This is a genomic window from Paenibacillus sp. FSL H3-0457, assembly GCF_037981725.1.
Classification (GTDB): Bacteria; Bacillota; Bacilli; order Paenibacillales; family Paenibacillaceae; genus Paenibacillus; species Paenibacillus amylolyticus.
The window spans coordinates 5,034,296-5,053,746 of sequence record NZ_CP150283.1; the positions used below are offsets into that span (position 1 = coordinate 5,034,296).

Sequence of the window (19,451 nt, forward strand, 5' to 3'; positions counted from 1 at the left end):
TTGGACTGTCGCAAGATGAAACTCTTTATGCCGCTTTACTAACTGTCGCTGGTTGTTCCATTTTGGACCAGTTCACGGTTTTTTCAAGAACCAGTGAAACCAATACCCCTATGACGAGACCATTACTTATGATCGGAATGAGGTACATGGGCAAAGTTTGAAAGGCCTCCGCAGGAATATTCATGACCGCAACTCCCGTGAGGACCGGCAACGCTACACGATAGATCGTTTTAGAATTAAACGTCGTACCTTCAAGCGTTCTAAGTGCCGTGCCAAACATCTGAAGATAAGCCACGAACAAAACCGCACTGCCGACGCTTGGTGGTATTTGTGCAAAAAATGCTGTCACTGAAGGTGTAAGACCTATCACACATAACATCCCCGCTCCAATAATCAAGGCAGCACGACGCAGAATGCGAGTACTCTCCAGGAACCCGATCGATGATGCAAATAAACCAAAGGGCAGCACACCTACACAGGCTGACAACATCGTGAACAGACCCGTTAGCGCATAGGAATGCCTATACTGACGACTTGTTGTTTCTGTCCGGTATAGTTTCTCAACTGTGCTTAATGTGGTGATCGAATTCGTCATGTTCACCAGTCCCACGAAAAATGCAGTAATGACAATACCCGGTTCCCATCTGGGCGCTCCCCACGGAAACAGTTCGAGACCAGCCGGGGCCTGATTCGGCTGTCCGCTATGTTGTCCAGGAAACAATAGACTATAAGCGATCCAGCCTGCCACAATCCCAATCAGGATCGCGTAGTTCCCCAGTTTCCCCCTACCCTTTAATTGAATCCATGCCACCAAAAATGCAATGACAACAGACAATGCGGCAACAGGCAGATTGAAGCGGCCAAACTCCGTATATCCAATCATACCTTTGAAAAAATTCATGGTTAATTGAATCGTCATTAGAAACAACATGGCACTCTTCACCATGGGTGTAAACAGCTTTTGCAGCACTTGCGCCGCTCCCAGCCAGCCCAGAATCACCATCGTTAATCCCGCTAACAGAAAACCTGTAGCCAGTCCACCGCCAATACGCTCCAGACTCATACCGGCCGATGAAGCAGATACCGTCAAACTTAGCGTCAATCCCCACCATAACCCTGACGGACCATCCATAATCGCATATCGATGACCAAATACGGCTTGAAGAATACACACTGCTCCGGTAAGGATAAATGCGTGCTGCATGGAGGCAGCGATGGCATCCGGAGACAGATGAAAATTATGTCCAATGGATAGCGGAACAACAACGGTATTGGTAAACAGGAAGAAAAACCACTGTATACCTGCCAAAATCAGTGAAGATACGTCCTTCATATTCTTTTGTAAAAAATGCTCTTGATGTCTGTTCATTCGTTTGGAATATCCTTTCACTGTTCTGTATCATAAATGTATAGCCTTTTCAGACTTGGGTTAATAGTCGTTCCATCTCGGTATACCGATGCCGGTTCGCATGTGCAAGCGGTGTAATCCCGTCCCGATCCGCAATCTTTGGATCTGCACCATATTGTAAAAGCAAGGCAACAATCTGCTGGTGACGCGGCCCACCATCTCCCAAAATGACCGCTTCCAGCAAGGCTGTCCACCCCAGGTTGTTGATATGGTTCACATCCACATCACTGCGTGTCAGCAGAAGCTCCACAATGTCCACATGGCCCCGATCCGCTGCTGGGATAAGAGCTGTGCCGCCAAAACGATTCGTTAACCTCGTATCTGCACCTGCTGTAATCGCCAATTCGACCATGTCATACATACCCTCAGCACTCGCGTATAACAGCAGGTTGTCCAATCGTGCATCCCGAAGATTAATGTCGGCTCCGGCGTCCACTAACATCCTTGCCGTGTCTATCTTGTTACCGTGCACCGCTGCCAGCAGAGGTGTCCGCCCCAATGTATCCCGTTCGTTCAACCGGTTACCCTGTTGTGTGATAAATCGAATGACCTCATCGGTATGGCCCGCTTGAGCAGCATCATGTATTGTTCTAACCACGTTGTTTTATCCTCCAATTCAAGGTCTTTCTCATGCAGTAATATGGCAGTAATATTCATATAGAAACCAAACCCTGTTAGTCAGGTATGCAAATCTAATGTATGGTAACATAAGATCGTAGTATATTAAAAATACATGTTTTGTTGCCTTTCCATACGAATTACATATACATTGCAGGCGAAGGAGAACAACCACTTGGATATCAAACAATGTCGCTATTTCATTGCCATTGCTGAGGAGAAACAGATTACAGCAGCAGCTCGAAGACTTCACATGGCTCAGCCACCCCTAAGCCAGCAGCTTAAGTTAATGGAAGAAGAGCTTGGCGTGATTCTATTTGAACGCAAAGGACGTATGATGGAACTAACGCAGGCGGGTCGCAGCTTCTATGATTATGCGGTTACCTTGACCAAATATATGGAGGAAGCTGTAATGGAGATGCAAAGTTTCCGTCACGGCATACGGGGCAAACTCGCCATCGGCATCAATACCATATCGGATCGCCTGATCCCGCAAGCACTGCAACAGTTTCGCACCACCCACCCACAGGTTACTTATAAAATTCAACAAAATGAATCTGCGCAATTATGCCGATTGCTGGAAGATGGCAAAGTTGAACTTGCCTGTGTACGCATGCCTGTCCAGACTGAACGTTATGAGGTGCTGCATCTGCCACAGGAACCCCTTTTCTACATTTCTTCAACACCGCTCGATAGTCCGACAGAGATGGGGCCAGGAGTGGAGATGGGGACTTATTTTGAGCAGCTTACAGGTATCCCTCTACTGCTTCCAAGCACAGAAGGACTCGGTATGTTCGAGCTAATTTTGGACAAGTTTCGGGAGCATCAGGTTACCCCCTCCATCATGGGTGAGTGCTCAGACATTAATATGTTACTCGAGCTGGTCCGACTCGGCTTCGCCAGTTCCATCGTGCCTCACACGGTACTACAGCTATATCACGAGCACCCATTCCACGTATATCGCATCCAGGATCAGCATTCCACGGTCGGTTCGGCGCTGGTCTGGCTGCAGAACCGTTATCTGTCCAAGCCTGCACAACACTTTGTGCAACTGGTGCAGGGTATGCTTCCCGTGTAAAAGGCTATAAGCAAAAAAACAGCAGCTTTACCGGATTACATTCCAGTGAAGCTGCTGTTTCATTTTTATGGTTAAGCTTTAGCTGTGAACAACAAGTCTTTTTCTTTGATCGTAGTGCGACCAGCAGACTCAATCGACTCATACTGATGCATATTTGTAATAATGACTGGTGTAATCGTTGTGTAACCGGCTTTTTCGATCTGTTCCCGGTCAAACTCCATCAGTACATCACCTACAGCAACCTTCGCACCTGCTTGAACTTTAGGAGAGAAGAATTGACCTTTCAACTTCACGGTATCAATCCCGATATGAATCAACATTTCTGCGCCTGTATCACTTACCAGACCAATGGCATGTCCACTCTTCGATAACGAGAACACGGTTCCGTTGATCGGAGATACGACGCGGCCTTCAGATGGTTGAATTGCGAATCCTTTACCCATAATCTCTTCAGAGAACGCAGGGTCTGGAACTTCGCTCAGCGGTTTAACTTCACCTGTGATCGGGCTGAATACTTGCTCATCTTGCGCTTTTGCTTCTTCAGTTACAGCAGCAGAAGTTGTTGCTGCTGGTGTTGCCGGCACAGCTGCTGGTGCAGCTACTGGCTCCGATGCATTTTCTTCTTGGAAGCCCAAGATATACGTAATGATTGCTGCCGCTACGATGGCAATCAAACCACCAACCAAAGCATAAATCAATGTGCTAATTGCTGGACTGACAAATGCCGCAATACTCGGCAGACCTGCAAGTCCTGTAATAACATACGATTTAACATTGAAGATTCCCATGAATGCACCAGCAATAGCACCCCCGCTGAGAGCTGCGATAAATGGTTTTTTGAACTTCATGTTGATACCATACATCGCTGGTTCCGTGATCCCCATAATAGCCGTAAGACCTGTGGAATAGGCCAGGGATTTGGTTTTGCTATTTCTCGATCTGAGACCTACACCAAATGCTGCACCACCTTGTGCCAAGTTAGCTGCAAACATCAGTGGAATAATAAAGTCGTAACCCAGTGTTGTCATTGAACCAACAACGATTGGCAGCAACGCATAGTGCATACCTGTAATGATCAGCAGTGACATCGTACCACCAATCAGGATACTTGCGAAGATGGACATGTTATCGAACAACCATGAAATACCACCGGACAAACCATTACCAAGAACCGTACCCAATGGACCTACTGTCATCAACGTCAGTGGAACCATAATTAACAAGGTAACTGTTGGAACAATGAGTAACTTAAGTGAAGCATGTATAACACGATCAACGGCTTTCTCTACATATGAAGCAATCCAAACGGCCAGAACAATTGGAATAACTGTAGAAGAATACGTTGCCGCTATGACTGTAATCCCCATAAAGGATGAGTTATGACCATCGGCCAGCAATGCTGTAATGGTCGGGTGCATAATGCCCGCAGCAAGCGCCGCGGCAATATACATATTACTACCCAGCTTACGTGCAGCACTGATCGCCAGAATGATTGGCAGGAAGTAGAAGGCACCGTCACCAATTGCCGACAAAATGATATAGGTTGAACTAGTATTGGACAACCATCCAAGTGCGACAAGGATAGCCACGATCCCTTTGATCATACCTGCACCTGTAATCGCAGGCAGGATTGGTGTAAACATACCTGAGATGAAGTCGAACAACGCACTTATCGGATTTCTCTTTTTCTTTTCTCCAGTTGAAGCGCTTGAGGTTGCATTATCTGCGTTTGGTGATTTGGACATGTTGCCAACGAGTGCGTTATACACGATAGGCACATCGTTACCGATGATAACCTGGAACTGTCCACCGTTCTCCATAACGCCCATAACGCCTGGTGTATTTTTTAGCGTCGCTTTGTCCGCTTTTTGGTTGTCATTCAGGTTAAATCTGAGTCTTGTCATACAGTGTGTGACTTGATCGATATTCTCTTCGCCACCAACAAGCTTCAAAATATCCTTGGACAATTGTTGTTTATCCATTGTGTTTTGCTCCTTTTATGTGTAATGAAGGTTAAAAAAAAACCTAAACACTGAATAATGACAAAGCAGAAAAGCTTATCATTATTCAACGTTTAGGTTTTGCCTTTTTAGCAGTAACAATCCCAACTTTATTCAATTGTTTGTTCATTTCTGACAATTCGTTCAATATGAATGGTCAGATACAGTATTTCTTCCTTGGACAACACCCGATTATAGATCTTACGCGTATAGTCACTGATCCTTACTGCACATGCATGTGCTTCCGGATACTGCTTGCTCACCAAGTCATGAAGCGGATTATCTACTTCTTTATCTTCAATCGCCGTTCCTTGCAACACACGTTGGGCAAAGAACTTCAGATGAGTTAAAAACCGATAATAACTCAATGAATCTTCATCAAGTTCAATCACAAAGCTACGTCTTACGATGTTAAGTATGTCCTTAACGATGTTCGTAATACTGATCGTTTCCCTCATCTCACCGTTCATCTGGGCATTAACCAGATGCATTGCAATGAATGCGCATTCGTCTTCGGGTAGCAGGACACCTAATGTTTCCTCAATAATCTGTAGCGCCTTGAGTCCAATGGCATATTCCTTCCGGTACATGCGCTTGATCTCCCAGAACAATGCGTTACGGATCTGCAATCCTTGACGATGTCGATCAATGGCAAAATGAATATGATCCGTCAGTGAAATGTAGATGCTCTCATGCAGCTTCTCACCTAACACCGTCTCGGCATAACGGATAATCTCATCCGAGCACTCGACATATTCAACCGGGATATCAGACAGAAGCGTTTTGAGTTTCTGTGATACTTCCTTACTTTCAAGCGAGAATATTTTTTCGACGAGACTCTCGTCAATCGATTCACCAGTATGCTTTTTGAAGGCAATTCCACGTCCCATAACGACCAGTTCGTTTCCTCCCGGATCAATTACGGTAACTACGTTGTTGTTCAGCACCTTCTCAATTTTCATTTCTCCACATCACCTTGCACCGTCAAAGTAGTAAAAGGCAAAACCAAAGCAGGTCACGAAATATGCCCCGCCTCTGGTTTTGCCTGATTGAACAGTAACAATCCAGTATTCATTAGCCTTAGGCCAATCTTACCATATAATTATCCATATGACAATGTTTTTGTGAAAGCGGTTAATGTGCGTTAATGTGACATCAAAAGGTGCTTGCACAACTATGCTTATAGAACTAGTATTTACTCGTTGTTGTTCTTAAGACTTGCGCCATTTGTACTAATAACTTCCTTGTACCAATGGAATGATTTTTTCTTGTAACGATCCAATGTTCCTGAACCGTCATTGTTGCGGTCTACATAGATGAAACCATAACGTTTCTTCATCTCTGCTGTTGAAGCACTTACCAGGTCAATACAGCCCCATGACGTATAACCCATCACTTCTACGCCATCCTCAAGAGCTTCGCCAACCTGTACCAGATGGTCATTCAAGTATTGAATACGGTAATCATCGTTCACCGTTTTATTTCCATTTTCGTCCGTAATCAGCTCATCGACTGCGCCCAGACCATTTTCGACAATAAACAATGGTTTTTGATAACGGTCCCAGTATTTGTTCAAGGTTACGCGCAGTCCTTGCGGATCGATCTGCCAGCCCCACTCACTCGCTTTCAGATAAGGGTTTTGCACACCTGCGAACAGGTTTCCTTTGCCTTCGATACGTTTCTCGGGATCACCAGTCTCACAGATACTTACATAATAACTGAACGAGATAAAGTCTACGGTATGCTTCAGAATTTCAGCATCGCCATCTTCAAACTTAATATTGATATTATTCGCTTTGAAATAACGATTAATGTATTTCGGATAATAACCACGTGCATGGATATCAGCAAAGATATCATTGCGTTGTTCCGCATGCATCGCTGCAACCACATCATCCGGATTCGGAGTCAACGGATACGTAGGCATACTCAGTACCATACAGCCGATTTTGGCTTCAGGCATAATTTCATGTCCCAGTTTTACAGCTAACGCACTGGCTACCAATTCATGATGGATCGCTTGGTACAGATCCTGTTTGGACAGTTCTGCTTTTGGCGTATAGATGCCGCCACTCATGAATGGCTCTTCCAGAATGGAGTTGATTTCGTTGAACGTCAGCCAGTATTTAACTTTGCCTTTGAAACGGTTGAAAAGAACTGTTACATAACGCTCGTAGAAATCGATCATTTTACGGTTAACCCAGCCATCATATGTTTTGGACAAATGCAGCGGTGTCTCATAGTGAGAGATCGTTACGAGTGGTTCAATCCCGTATTTGTGGCACTCATCGAACAGGTCATCGTAGAATTGCAGACCCTTCTCATTTGGCTCCAATTCATCACCTTTAGGGAAGATACGGGACCAAGCGATTGATGTACGGAACACTTTGAAGCCCATTTCAGCAAACAGTTTAACATCCTCTTTGTAGCGGTTGTAGAAATCGATACCGATCAGTTTCAGGTTATCTTCTGTAGGTGCTTCCGTTCTAGGCGTTGTAATCCCGTGTGGCATTACATCTTGAACAGACAGACCTTTGCCATCTGTATTATAAGCTCCTTCAAGTTGGTTGGCTGCTACAGCGCCGCCCCATAGGAAGTCTTTCGGAAATGGTGTAGTCATATCAATCATTCCTCTCATTATTTATCATTATTAAGTTGGTTATTGAACTTAGTTTGTTGGCAATTGTTCCAATCGTTGCAGAATCAGCTCCAGCTGAGCACCTGTAACCGACTTCGATGAATCAAATTGATCTTTGGACATACCGGACATAATACCGGCTTTGGCACTATTTTGAACGGCTTCATAAGCCCAATGCTTATCATTCAAATCCTTGAACAATACTACAGTTGACTCGTCTGCATCATTCCAGCCGCGACTCGTCAAAATATGGTCTACGATCACTGCCATCTGTGCACGTGTTACTTCCTCTCCCGAGGCAAATATCTGATTGCTGACACCTTTCATCAATCCTGCCTTGGTCACTGTTGCGATGGCCTGACGAGCCCATTCAGGAGCAGAATCTGTGTACGGGTAAGCAGATTCGGATACTTCAGGAAGATTTAACTTGTCGGCAAGCACGAGGGCGATCTGCGCTCTTGTCACAGGCTCAGTTGGTTTTGTTCCATGCTCTATGTTACCTCCATCCTGTTCCCCTGAAGTCCCTTTGCTTAGTTGGAACAGGTCGGCAAGTACTTCTTTGTTGTCAAAAGCCGGTACCCATGACCAATGCTTCATGCCACCGTACAGTCTTTGGCTATCCATGTATGCATCGTCATACAGCGTCATATTGACATGCTTGGCTCCAAGCTCAGTCAAAGCCTGATAAGCCAAAGAGCTTGTCCGGCTGTCAGTGGTTGGATCATTTTTGGCATGCATAATCCATACTGGGACATCCACAATATCTTTCAGTTCTTTTTTGAATGCTTCTACAGATCCGGTGTAATCCGCTACCGTATCCTTGGCCGCTACAATAATCGCTCCAGCAAACAGATCGGGATATTGTGTCAAGAAACGGAAGGCACCACCACCGCCACTGGAAACACCAGACAGATAGATCCGATTCGGATCAACTTCACCTTCAGCAACCAGCTTCTGAATCAACTCATACTGCGCCACGAAGTACGCCTGCATCTGGGCCAGTTGCTCCGGGTTATCATAGATTTTGAAGCTGTAATTCTCAGGATACTGTACGGCCAGTACGGAAGTATCATACCCCGATTCCGTCCAGACTACAGCTCCACGATTTGCAGTAAGATGGCTGCGCCCGTCCGTACCAACTTCGCCACCACCATGGAGCCATACCATGAGCGGCTTCGGTTCTTCGGACGTGCTTCGTTTCAGTTGATAGAACAAGTTCGCACCATTACTGCCTGTAAATTGTCCTTTTTCAAACTCATCGACCGTACGCGTTTTGACTACATTTACATTTTTATCGTCAAAAGAAAGTTCAGGATACGCCTTGCTTGTGACTGCAAATGCTGACTTAAATCCACCTGGATATTTAAAAGGCTTTACCGCCATATGGATGGTATGATCCGTAATTGTCAATTTTATTCCGTCATCTTCATACTCATTTTGTATGATCTCTTCCGCTTCATTTAAAGGATAGCCATCATAATTGCCAGTAATTTCGAAGTCTGAAGCTTTCAGATTCTGATATTTCTCCGGATTCGCTACAGTAATGTCAAAGGACTCTACCATCTCTCCAGGATCACCAACATAGGTATTGGCCTGGATTCGAGTAACCTGGGTGCTTTCCGCACCAACGGTTGCTGGCCAGATCACACTCAGACTTAGTGTCAGGGCAAGCATCCATCCCATACTTTTTGTGTTCATACTCCATCTTTTCAAAAGATATCCCTCCATATGTAATGTTTGCAGCACATAAAAAAGCGGACAAACGCTAATCAGCAGGCCCTCAGGAACATTAAATTCCATTAAACACTAACTGTTATATCAGGTTTGCCCGCTCAGAAAACGTGAGAACTACAGTTGCTCACCATTACTGGAGATTACGTTTTTGTACCATTCGAATGAATCCTTTTTGGAACGTTTGAGTGTTCCGTTACCTTCGTCATCCAGATCCACGTAGATGAAACCATAACGTTTGGACATTTCGGAAGTGGACATGCTCACAAGGTCAATCGGGCCCCATGCTGTAAATCCAATCAGATCAACGCCATCTTTGATGGCTTCTTTCATTTGTTCGATGTGTTTTTTCAGGTAATCCACACGATAGGAGTCATGGATCGAACCGTCTTCTTCAACACGGTCATATGCACCCAGACCATTTTCTACGATGAACAATGGTTTCTGGTAACGATCCCAGAAGTTGTTCAAGGTTACGCGCAGACCGATCGGATCGATCTCCCAGCCCCAGTCGGATGCTTCCAGATAAGGGTTTTTCACGCCGCCAGTCAGGTTACCCGATGTTTCTTCCTTGTCTGCAGATGCAGATTTGGTTACGGACATGTAGTAGCTGAAGGAGATGAAATCAACGGTATTGTTCAGCAAGATCTCGTCATCGCCTGCTTCTTTTTGGATCACGATGTCGTTTTCTTCAAAATAACGAGCCATGTAGTTCGGGTATTTACCACGAGCATGCATGTCCGTGAAGAAGAGGTTAATCTGATTCTCGTGTTGAGCCAGACGAACATCTACCGGATTACATGTTGCTGCATAAGTTTCCATACGAGCAAGCATACAACCCACTTGGGAACCAGGCATAATCTCGTGAGCAAGCTTCGTTACCAATGCACTTGCTACAAATTGGTGATGCAGCGCTTGATAAGTGGTTTGCAGTTTGTTGTCCACTTTATCGATCAGAATGCCGCCGCCAGTGTATGGGCTGAACAGCATTACGTTAATTTCATTAAACGTCAGCCAGTATTTCACTTTATTTTTATAACGGTTGAACACCGTTTCTGCATACCGAACATAGTGCTGGATTACTTCACGGCCAGCCCAGCCGTTATATTTTTGCGTCAAGCCAAGCGGTGTCTCATAGTGAGACAATGTAACGAGCGGCTCGATGCCATATTTCAACAATTCGTCAAATACTTCATCATAGAATTTCAAGCCTGCTTCATTCGGCTCTTGATCATAACCGTTCGGGAAAATACGTGCCCAGTGAATGGACAAACGGAATACTTTGAAGCCCATTTCAGCGAACAATGCAATATCTTCTCTAAAGTGATGGTAGAAATCGATACCAAAACGTTTCGGGAAACGTTCTTCAAATTTGCCGGAGAGGATCTCTTCGATTCGGGAAGAGGATATTTCCATAGCATGTCCGCCTGTACGCTTCTCTTTGGGAACATGAGCGATCATGTCCGCTGTGGAGAGGCCTTTGCCGTCCTTATCGAATGCACCCTCCAATTGATTGGCAGCTGTAGCGCCGCCCCATAGGAAGTTTTCGGGGAATCCTTTTTTTGCCGTGGTCATGAACAACAACCTCTTTTCGAAATTTATTTTGGTTTTTCCAGGTGAAAAATGGTGTGATTTAGAGCAGAAAACAAGAAAAACCTAAACTCAAGGTAAAATAGCACCAAAAAAAGGAGCTTTCATTTCACCATCAGTTTAGGTTTTGCCTGTCTTCACAGTTACAATCCATCAAAAGATGTTATTGCATATTCTGTTGTGTTTGCTCTTGTAATGTAAGCGTAACATATCTATTTTGCAAAATCAACTTCACTGGATCAACTGATCGTTCGCACACCTCTTTATCGGAGAAATTAACGTGGCATACGCATAATGGCTGCCCTTAATGCCTGCGCTCCCTCCTCCGTTTCCAGGTAAGCGGCGGGACTTTGGTCCCCTAAAGCCGGGATATCTTTCGCTATCCATTCAAAAGCGTACTCCCCCACTTTAAATAGATACCTTTCATACTCATGTAATTTCACTCCCTGGATTGCAATTAATAACACCGAAGTCCTATCTGACACAATTCATCCTTAAGCCGCTTGAATCCGTTTCTGTAACAGGTAGACTTAATTTTAAATGTTTTTCGGGGGAAAGAACAGTCAAGGAGGATTCAATAATGACTCAGGAAGAAAACACATCCGGTTGGGATGCGATTGATCAATCCATGCGTGAATTGTATGGGGAACAAGAGCCAAAACACTACGGCACTGCCCTTCCATATATTCTTGGAGGTCCCGATCCACTCGATGGCATTAGCGTTTATGAGGTGAACACACCTATGCCTCACTGGCATTTTGTTACCTACGGTTTCTCAGAATTATATGAAAAAGAGATGCATGATGCATCCAAAAGCGGGTATGGATTTGAAATCACCTTTCGTCTTACACGCAGTGAAGCAGAGACTGATCCGCCAGCCTGGGCGCTGAATCTGTTACAGAATGTAGGACGATACGTGTTCAACAGCGGAAATATCTTTCAGCCAGGAGATTACATGGACGCCAGTGGCCCCATCTGTCTGGAATCCGATACTTTGCTGACTGCTCTCTCGTTTATTGAAGATCCGGACCTACCCGCGATCTCAACGCCTAATGGTTCAGTGCAATTTATTCAGATGGTTGGCATTACAGGTCGGGAACTGGAAATGATTCAAAGTTGGAATGCTCGTGGCTTCCTGTCTGCCTCCTCCATGTTCATGCCCAAATATGTGACGGATCTGATGAGAAATTCGTACGCAGATATTCCTTCGGTTATACAAGCGGTTGAGGATGGAATGGAACAGGACGGGTCCAGCACAGCGTTTTTATTCATACAACAACTGGCTTGGGAATCTCCTCGCAAAAAATTGCTGCAAAAATCGGTTCCGGCCAAACTCCAGCTTGGAGCCAAACAAGCCGTATTAGTTGGCACCATCCTTCGTAGCCGAATTTCGAAAGGTGCCTCTCTATCCTTGATCGGACCGGATACTAATATTCTGTTCGAAGCAGGAGAACATCCAGCCGTATTGGAGTCGGACAGACAAGTTACCCTGACGGTGAACAAACAAATTGTTGATGAGCTGGCAGAGAACCTTCGCCCGTTTGAAGGGACATTTGAGATAACTTCATTGGATCATATTATCGTTCAAATTGTTAGAACAGAAATCAAGGACCAAGAAGGACACGTCATTCAAACGATTGGATGAGAACTGTGCAGCAAGGAGGAAACAACATGCCTGCCATTACATTTGCCTCACGACACGAAGAGTCTCCGACTTGCTCGCATGCAGCAGGAACGGCTCCGTTCGACTATTTACCAAAACCCAGTCTGGACAGGCTTCGTAAAATCAATCATTTCCTGATTCATGCATTCCAGAACAGTATCTCGGTTATCCAAGAGAATTTAACGGGCACTTATCTGTTTCTACTCACAGATAGCAACGGTGTGCTCCTCTCGATGAATTACAGTTCAGATCTTAAAGCTGTAGTAGAAGATTCCCCCATTCGTCCGGGCATGTTCTTCACTGCACAGAGCTGTGGAGTTAACGCCATATCTGTAACGATGGACAGCAACGAGCCTGTAGTGCTGCTGCCCGAGCAGCATGAAAGTCCTTATTTTCAAAGCTGGCATTGTTACGCCGCACCTCTGTTCATGGGATCGCAACATGTAGGTTATCTGGATGTGTCCACCATTAATGCAGATATGCAAGGTGAACTGATCGCCATTGCCAAGCTAATTCCAGCGTACATGCAGAACTGTTATCAGAGTCAACAGACTGCTGAAGTGTGCGACAAACCGGCGGTGGAGTTCACCGAGCGTCAGTTAACCATTCTGGAGATGATAGCCGGAGGCCTCACGGTAAAAGCCATTGCTTTGAAATTAAAGATCAAGGAATGCACCGTGAATCATCACAAAAAAGTGATTTTTAACAAATTAGGTGTGCAATCCAGCACAGAAGCTGTTTCAATTGCCAGCCGAATGTCTTATGTATAGAAGACCCCTATAGATTCCTATAGGTAGTATATGAGAACGTTTGTGCTACAATTTAGGAAGCAGGCAACATGTAGAGAGAGAAACAAACACACACATTTCAGGAGGGTAATATGACAATTCCAAAAAAAGCTTCTTTATTCGCCATGCTCATTATGATTATGCTGGTTGCAGCCGCTTGCGGTGACAAAGCAGATAACACAGCCCCAACAGAAGAGCCTACCCCGACAGAAACAACGACAGGTACTGATTCTGATACAGCCAATACAGAAGAAACAGAGAACACAGAACCAGCAAGCGAAGAGTCCAAGGAAACTGATAATTCACAAGACGTTGAGCTGGGGACTACGGAAAAAGGTTCTTACACCAATGACTATTTTGGCGTATCTCTGAAATTTCCGGAAGCTTGGGAGTTCCAGGATGCTGCAGGCATGAATGAGCTGACAAGTGCTTCATCCGAAGCGATTGCTGGTGATGATGAAACAAAGAAAAAACAAATTGAATTGTCTCAGACCAAAACATTGAATCTGCTTATGGCTTCAAAGTATCCATTAGATGCAGGCCAAGTTGGTCCTTCCGCAATTGCGGTTGCTGAGAAAGTAAGCTTGTTGCAAGGCATTCGTACAGGTAAAGACTACCTGGAAGCAACCAAAAAATTCATGGTGGATAGCCAGTTCCCTTACGATTATAAGGAAATGACAACGGAAACCATCGGTGGTAAAGAGATGGATCTGATGCAAATCACGATGGATCCAGGTGACGGTTCAACCGTTACTCAAGATTACTATAGTACAATTATTGAAGGATATGCTTTCAACTTCATATTCACTTACGTGGATGATAAGACCAAAGCCGAGATTGATACCATCAAGAAATCGGTTCAATTCAAATAATCGCTTTCGATTACTGCCATTATACGAAGAACATATAACTCAACCCCGATAACGATCTGTAGAGATCATCGTCGGGGTTCTTTTGTCGATGAAACAGACTATATATTGCACTATCTAACTAGATATGGCTACCCAGTGCCCTTCCGTGACTTCTACCCACTTGGAATGTTCCAGATTATAACGGTCCTCTACTTCAACATTTTCTCTTGTTGTTTCTTTCACAACATGTCTCTTTTTCTTCGCTTCTACCGCCGGATCAGGCACGGGAATAGCAGATAGCAAAGCCTTGGTGTAGGCATGTTGCGGGTTGGAATAGAGTTCTTCACTCTCGGCCAGCTCTACAATTTTTCCGTTATACATCACCGCCACTCGATCACTGATATGTTTAACCATGGACAAGTCATGCGCGATGAAGAGATATGTCAATCCGAGTCGCTGCTGCAACTCTTCAAGCAATTGTACGATCTGAGCCTGTATCGACACATCCAGTGCAGACAATGGCTCATCACATACGATGAATTCAGGTTCCACAGCCAGAGCTCGTGCAATACCGATCCGCTGTCTCTGCCCACCCGAGAATTCATGTGGATAACGCTGCGCATGGGTGGGATCAAGACCCACCATCTCCAGCAATTCCTCCACACGCTTTTCCCGCTGAGCGGCAGTGCCTGCAAGTTGATGAATATCAAGCGCTTCTCCAATGATATCCATAATCCTCATTTTGGGATTCAGAGATGCATAGGGGTCTTGGAAGATGATTTGCATATGTCTACGCATCGTTTTCATCTCCGAAGCCGACAAACGATTGAGCGGGACTCCTTTAAACAGTACATCTCCACCTGTTGGCTCATGCAATCGCAGAATCGCACGGCCCGTGGTTGATTTTCCGCTACCGGATTCCCCTACAACGCCGAGTGTCTCTCCTTGACGAATATGGAAACTGATATCATTAACCGCCTTTAAGGTGTTACCTTTGCCCAGATTAAAATGTTGTCTGAGTGATTTCACCTCAAGCAACGGCTGATCGTCTTCCAGATCTCTCGGGACCAACGATACCGGTTTGGGCTTTTTCTTCTGATCCAGACGTGGTAATGCATTCAGAAGTCTGATCGTATACGGGTGTTTGGGATTAGCAAAAATCTCTGTTGTTGTCCCGGTTTCCACAATCTGTCCTTCTTTCATAACAACAACCCGATCACACATGCCTGCTACTACGCCCAAATCATGCGTGATCAGGATAATCGATGTGCCCAGTTGGTCCTGCATATCTTTCATCAAATTAAGAATTTGTGCCTGAATCGTAACGTCAAGTGCGGTTGTCGGCTCATCGGCAATGAGTAATTCAGGACGACAAGCAAGTGCAATACCGATCATGACCCGCTGGCGCATGCCTCCGGAGAATTCGTGTGGATATTGGTTGTAGCGTATTTCACTACGAGTTATCCCCACCCGCTCCATCATGGCAATCGCCTGTTTCTTGGCTTCCCTTTTTGACACCTTCTGATGTTTGATTAGACTTTCGGAGATCTGTTTACCCACTTTAATAGTCGGATTAAGAGAACTCATCGGGTCCTGAAAGATCATGCCAATATCACGCCCACGAATGCTCTCCATCTCTTTCTGCGTTTTATTCGCCAGATCGACCCCTTTGAACAGAATCTCTCCATTTTTCATCTGTGAAGGCGGCGATGCAAGAAGCCTCATAATGGAACGTGCGGTTACACTCTTGCCACTACCCGATTCGCCTACAATGCCTAGTGTCTCTCCTTTGCGCACTTCAAAACTCACCTCTCGTACTGCATGAAACTCACTCTCTCCAGAATGAAAAGAGACCGATAGATCATTAACTTTCAATAAAGGTTCCATGTTATCACCAGCTCTCATCCGTATTTCACATTCACTTATCTCATATGTATACCATTTAATTCCTTGACAATTGTTTAGACCCTAAATAATATATACTATATCAATCGGAATAATGCAATTTAAACCTGAATGAAAGGAGGCACGCTTGGTTTGAATCTTGCAGAAAGCAGCAGACTCTCGCGGTTGGTGCACAATTTAAGTTTTATTTATGGCAAAATGCTGCTTCATCCTTCCTACCGATATGTTCTGTTCATTCTTGGATTACCGATCAATCTGGTCGTGTTTCTAATATGGCGTTCGAATCGAAAAAATGACGGCTGGGTAGCCGCCAGGCAGACGGCTGAGCAAGAACTGCTCGCTTCTTCCTATCGGAACAAGATGAAGTTGGAAGTCGAAGAACAGCTACGACGCAAACATCGTTTTTTCCAGCAGCAGGTCAGTGAGGAAGAATTCAGACGTCAGACCGAGGAATGGTTGGAAGAAACGGTTCAGAAAGAGTTGAAGGAGCGGACTTCTCGCATACTTCAGGAACAGGGAAGTCAACCTCTTACAATGGCCGATACATTCCACACCCTTATCGACAAACCGTGGTTTTTCGCGATATCCATTATTCCTGGCTGTTTGATGTATGGCATCCTCTTTTTGTATGGAAATCCTTATCTAAAGTACATATTTGAAAGAATACTGATGACGGTATTTGTCATTCTGGGCGTAGCCACACTCGTATTTACGATTTTGTATCTGTCTCCGTTCAACCCGGCAGCTAACATTCTCGGAGAGACAGCAACGCAGGAACAGATTGCAGCATTCAATCAGGTGTATGGCTTGGATCAGCCTTATCTTACACAGCTCTGGAACAATATTAAGGGAGTTGCTCTCTTCGATCTTGGCAAGTCTTTTGCAGGAAATGAAGACGTAACAGCAACGATTGCAAGAAAGTTTCCAATTACATTGACGCTGGCGGTCATCTCCCTGCTGCTAGCACTCGTCATCGCATTGCCCATCGGTATCATCTCAGCGATTAAGCCTAATTCATGGTTCGATTATACGTTTATGTTCATCGCTCTGATTGGATTATCGATCCCGAATTTCTGGCAAGGACTTATTTTCATTCTGAACTTTTCGATCAAATTACAGTGGCTTCCCGCCACCTTCAACCCGCAGAACTGGCTGTCGATCATTATGCCAACCATTGTGCTGGGCACAGGACTTACGGCTGCGGTGGCCCGGATGACCCGGTCTTCTACACTGGAAGTCATTCATGAGGATTATGTGATGACCGCCCGCGCCAAGGGGTTAAGCGAACGTCAGGTCATGCTGAAACACGCTGTACGTAATGCATTGATTCCAATCGTAACTGTGGTTGGGCTTCAATTCGGAGCCATGCTTGGCGGGGCAGCAGTGACGGAGAAAGTGTTTAATATCAGCGGTCTCGGCAGTTATATTGTGGATAAACAATTTATCCCCGATATTCCGAGTATCATGGGCGGAGTAATCTACACAGCAATTACGATCTCCATTATCAATGTAGCGGTTGATCTGCTGTACGCTTTTATTGATCCAAGAGTGCGCTCCAAGATGAAACAATATTAAAGTGTGTGTTGAACTACCTCTTAAAGCAGGTGTATTATGACAAACTCGTCCTTAACACAAGAAATGCGTTTCCGGCTTAAGTCTTCTCGAGAATACAGTCAGGCGAGCTTCGCCTGGATCACGTCTCTTCTCTTGACTGCCTTGTTGCTGTTCAACAGTTATGACTGGAGTGGGCAGACGTTCAAACCATTTCTGCTAACAATACTTGGGATCTATGTATTCTTTACACTGGTCCAAAGTGTCATCACCCTTCGGATTCGAAAAGACTTGATCCGTACGGGTACGATCTCTACTTTGACCCGCAGGTTAGCCTGGGTTCAACTGCTTGCTATCCTTTCTGGCAATATATTTATCGTAACGGCAGCCTTTCATCTGATTCGAAAAGCCAGGAATGTGGAGTATACCTTTGCGGTGTATATGCTGTTAACCCAGCTGTTCGTCATCGGTGTATCTGCGTTAAATGTTTTCAAACCTTATGTGGCTGATAACTTTTTGCCAGCCATGGCGGTGCTCATATTTATTCTGGTCATCGACCTGGTCGTACTGATTATCGTATCCCGATATAACGCGACCTCTATCCTCCCTCGCTGGATGATCGGTGTCAGTGTAGTGCTGATTCTGACCTCGATCACAGGCAATGTATTTGCTCTATTGCTCGGCATCTCCATTATTGGGCGTATTCGCAGACAGGGGAAACAAAAATCAAACTTCTGGAATGATCTGTGGGAGCGACTTGCTCCAAATATGACTGCGATGTCCGGTTTGTTTTTTATCATTTTTCTGTTCTCGATATCGATTTGCAGCTTTTTCACCTTTGACTACAGCATGGCTGTGGAAAATAACTACTCTGCGCTGCTTCAACCGCCTTCCCTTGCGTATCCGTTGGGAACGGACGACTTCGGACGATGTTTATTTTCCCGGATTGTATTTGGTGCCCGGATCTCCTTAATCGTAGGTTGCATGTCGACCATCATTCCTGTGTTGATCGGTGGAGTCCTCGGAGCATTCTCCGGTTTCTACGGAAGGCATACGGATAACATCATTATGCGGCTGCTGGATATTCTCTATGCGATTCCAGGAATTCTGCTCGCCATTGCCATTATTGCGGCGTTTGGAGCCAATACGGTCAATCTTATTCTGGCGCTGAGTCTGGGTTCGATCCCAACTTACGCCCGTACCATGAGAGCCAGTGTGCTCTATGTATCTACTTTTGAATTTGTGGAAGCTGCACGTGCACTGGGGTACAACAATCGTACGATTATTTTCAAACACATTATTCCCAACTCCCTTGCGCCCATGATTATCAAGTCCACACTCACGATTGGTGGAGCGGTTATCGCTACCAGCAGTTTGAGTTATCTGGGACTCGGCGTGGAGCCGCATATTCCGGAATGGGGTAACATTCTGAAGCTCGGCAGTACATACCTGGAGACCCACTCTTATCTGGCGATTTATCCAGGCTTGGCTATTATTCTGCTGGTTCTTTCGTTTAACTTTCTCGGTGACGGTCTGCGTGATGCGCTTGATCCCAAGCTGGAAAAGGCATAAAAGATTCGTCATTGAAATGAATGATATAGAAAAAAAGAAATCACACATCACACATTCA

Annotated in this window: 14 protein-coding genes; 6 read left to right on the forward strand and 8 right to left on the reverse strand. The window is 45.1% G+C overall.

All coding sequences use genetic code 11. The features are described from left to right. Window positions 1–25: 25 nt before the first annotated feature. Window positions 26–1,369 (reverse strand): uracil/xanthine transporter, encoded by a 1,344-nt coding sequence (locus tag MHH25_RS22225; protein WP_340018093.1) that lies wholly within the window; start codon window positions 1,367–1,369, stop codon window positions 26–28. Window positions 1,370–1,418: 49 nt separating this feature from the next. Continuing rightward, window positions 1,419–2,006 (reverse strand): ankyrin repeat domain-containing protein, encoded by a 588-nt coding sequence (locus tag MHH25_RS22230; RefSeq protein ID WP_340018095.1) that lies wholly within the window; start codon window positions 2,004–2,006, stop codon window positions 1,419–1,421. Between the two features lie 195 nt (window positions 2,007–2,201). Between MHH25_RS22230 and MHH25_RS22235 the strand changes: the two genes are divergently transcribed. Beyond that, on the forward strand, window positions 2,202–3,104 hold the full coding sequence (locus tag MHH25_RS22235; RefSeq protein WP_076252800.1) for a LysR family transcriptional regulator: 903 nt from the start codon (window positions 2,202–2,204) through the stop codon (window positions 3,102–3,104). A gap of 71 nt (window positions 3,105–3,175) precedes the next feature. On the opposite strand, the gene MHH25_RS22240 is transcribed toward MHH25_RS22235, so the two are convergent. The 5 genes from MHH25_RS22240 to MHH25_RS22260 all read right to left on the reverse strand — a co-directional run bounded on the left by MHH25_RS22240 (window position 3,176) and on the right by MHH25_RS22260 (window position 11,048). Further along, window positions 3,176–5,086, reverse strand: a complete 1,911-nt coding sequence (locus tag MHH25_RS22240; protein ID WP_340018096.1) for a beta-glucoside-specific PTS transporter subunit IIABC — start codon at window positions 5,084–5,086, stop codon at window positions 3,176–3,178. 128 nt (window positions 5,087–5,214) lie between these two features. Next, window positions 5,215–6,066: a PRD domain-containing protein gene (locus tag MHH25_RS22245; RefSeq protein WP_036617363.1), complete on the reverse strand. Its 852-nt coding sequence runs from the start codon at window positions 6,064–6,066 to the stop codon at window positions 5,215–5,217. Window positions 6,067–6,299: 233 nt separating this feature from the next. Next, complete coding sequence (locus MHH25_RS22250; protein ID WP_200868526.1) at window positions 6,300–7,730, reverse strand: glycoside hydrolase family 1 protein; 1,431 nt, start codon at window positions 7,728–7,730, stop codon at window positions 6,300–6,302. A 42-nt stretch (window positions 7,731–7,772) separates the two neighbouring features. Next, entirely contained in the window at window positions 7,773–9,455 is a 1,683-nt protein-coding gene (locus tag MHH25_RS22255) for an S-layer homology domain-containing protein (RefSeq protein WP_340018097.1), read from the reverse strand. 135 nt (window positions 9,456–9,590) lie between these two features. Next, on the reverse strand, window positions 9,591–11,048 hold the full coding sequence (locus MHH25_RS22260) for a glycoside hydrolase family 1 protein (protein ID WP_340018098.1): 1,458 nt from the start codon (window positions 11,046–11,048) through the stop codon (window positions 9,591–9,593). A 595-nt stretch (window positions 11,049–11,643) separates the two neighbouring features. Between MHH25_RS22260 and MHH25_RS22265 the strand changes: the two genes are divergently transcribed. The 3 genes from MHH25_RS22265 (at window position 11,644) to MHH25_RS22275 (ending at window position 14,386) form a co-directional block, all read left to right on the forward strand. Then, window positions 11,644–12,708, forward strand: a complete 1,065-nt coding sequence (locus MHH25_RS22265; RefSeq protein WP_340018099.1) for a suppressor of fused domain protein — start codon at window positions 11,644–11,646, stop codon at window positions 12,706–12,708. Window positions 12,709–12,734: 26 nt separating this feature from the next. Further along, the gene (locus MHH25_RS22270) at window positions 12,735–13,496 is read left to right on the forward strand and encodes a LuxR C-terminal-related transcriptional regulator (RefSeq protein ID WP_036617354.1); all 762 of its coding nucleotides are present in this window, start codon (window positions 12,735–12,737) and stop codon (window positions 13,494–13,496) included. Window positions 13,497–13,606: 110 nt separating this feature from the next. Next, window positions 13,607–14,386, forward strand: coding sequence for a hypothetical protein (locus MHH25_RS22275; protein ID WP_340018101.1), 780 nt, complete (start codon window positions 13,607–13,609; stop codon window positions 14,384–14,386). 114 nt (window positions 14,387–14,500) lie between these two features. Here MHH25_RS22275 and MHH25_RS22280 read toward each other — a convergent pair whose 3' ends face one another. Then, entirely contained in the window at window positions 14,501–16,252 is a 1,752-nt protein-coding gene (locus tag MHH25_RS22280; protein WP_340018102.1) for an ABC transporter ATP-binding protein, read from the reverse strand. A gap of 150 nt (window positions 16,253–16,402) precedes the next feature. Between MHH25_RS22280 and MHH25_RS22285 the strand changes: the two genes are divergently transcribed. Together MHH25_RS22285 and MHH25_RS22290 are read left to right on the forward strand one after the other, a co-directional pair. Beyond that, the gene (locus MHH25_RS22285; protein ID WP_340018103.1) at window positions 16,403–17,845 is read left to right on the forward strand and encodes an ABC transporter permease subunit; all 1,443 of its coding nucleotides are present in this window, start codon (window positions 16,403–16,405) and stop codon (window positions 17,843–17,845) included. A gap of 36 nt (window positions 17,846–17,881) precedes the next feature. Further along, on the forward strand, window positions 17,882–19,393 hold the full coding sequence (locus MHH25_RS22290; RefSeq protein ID WP_253502444.1) for an ABC transporter permease: 1,512 nt from the start codon (window positions 17,882–17,884) through the stop codon (window positions 19,391–19,393). Window positions 19,394–19,451 lie beyond the last annotated feature (58 nt).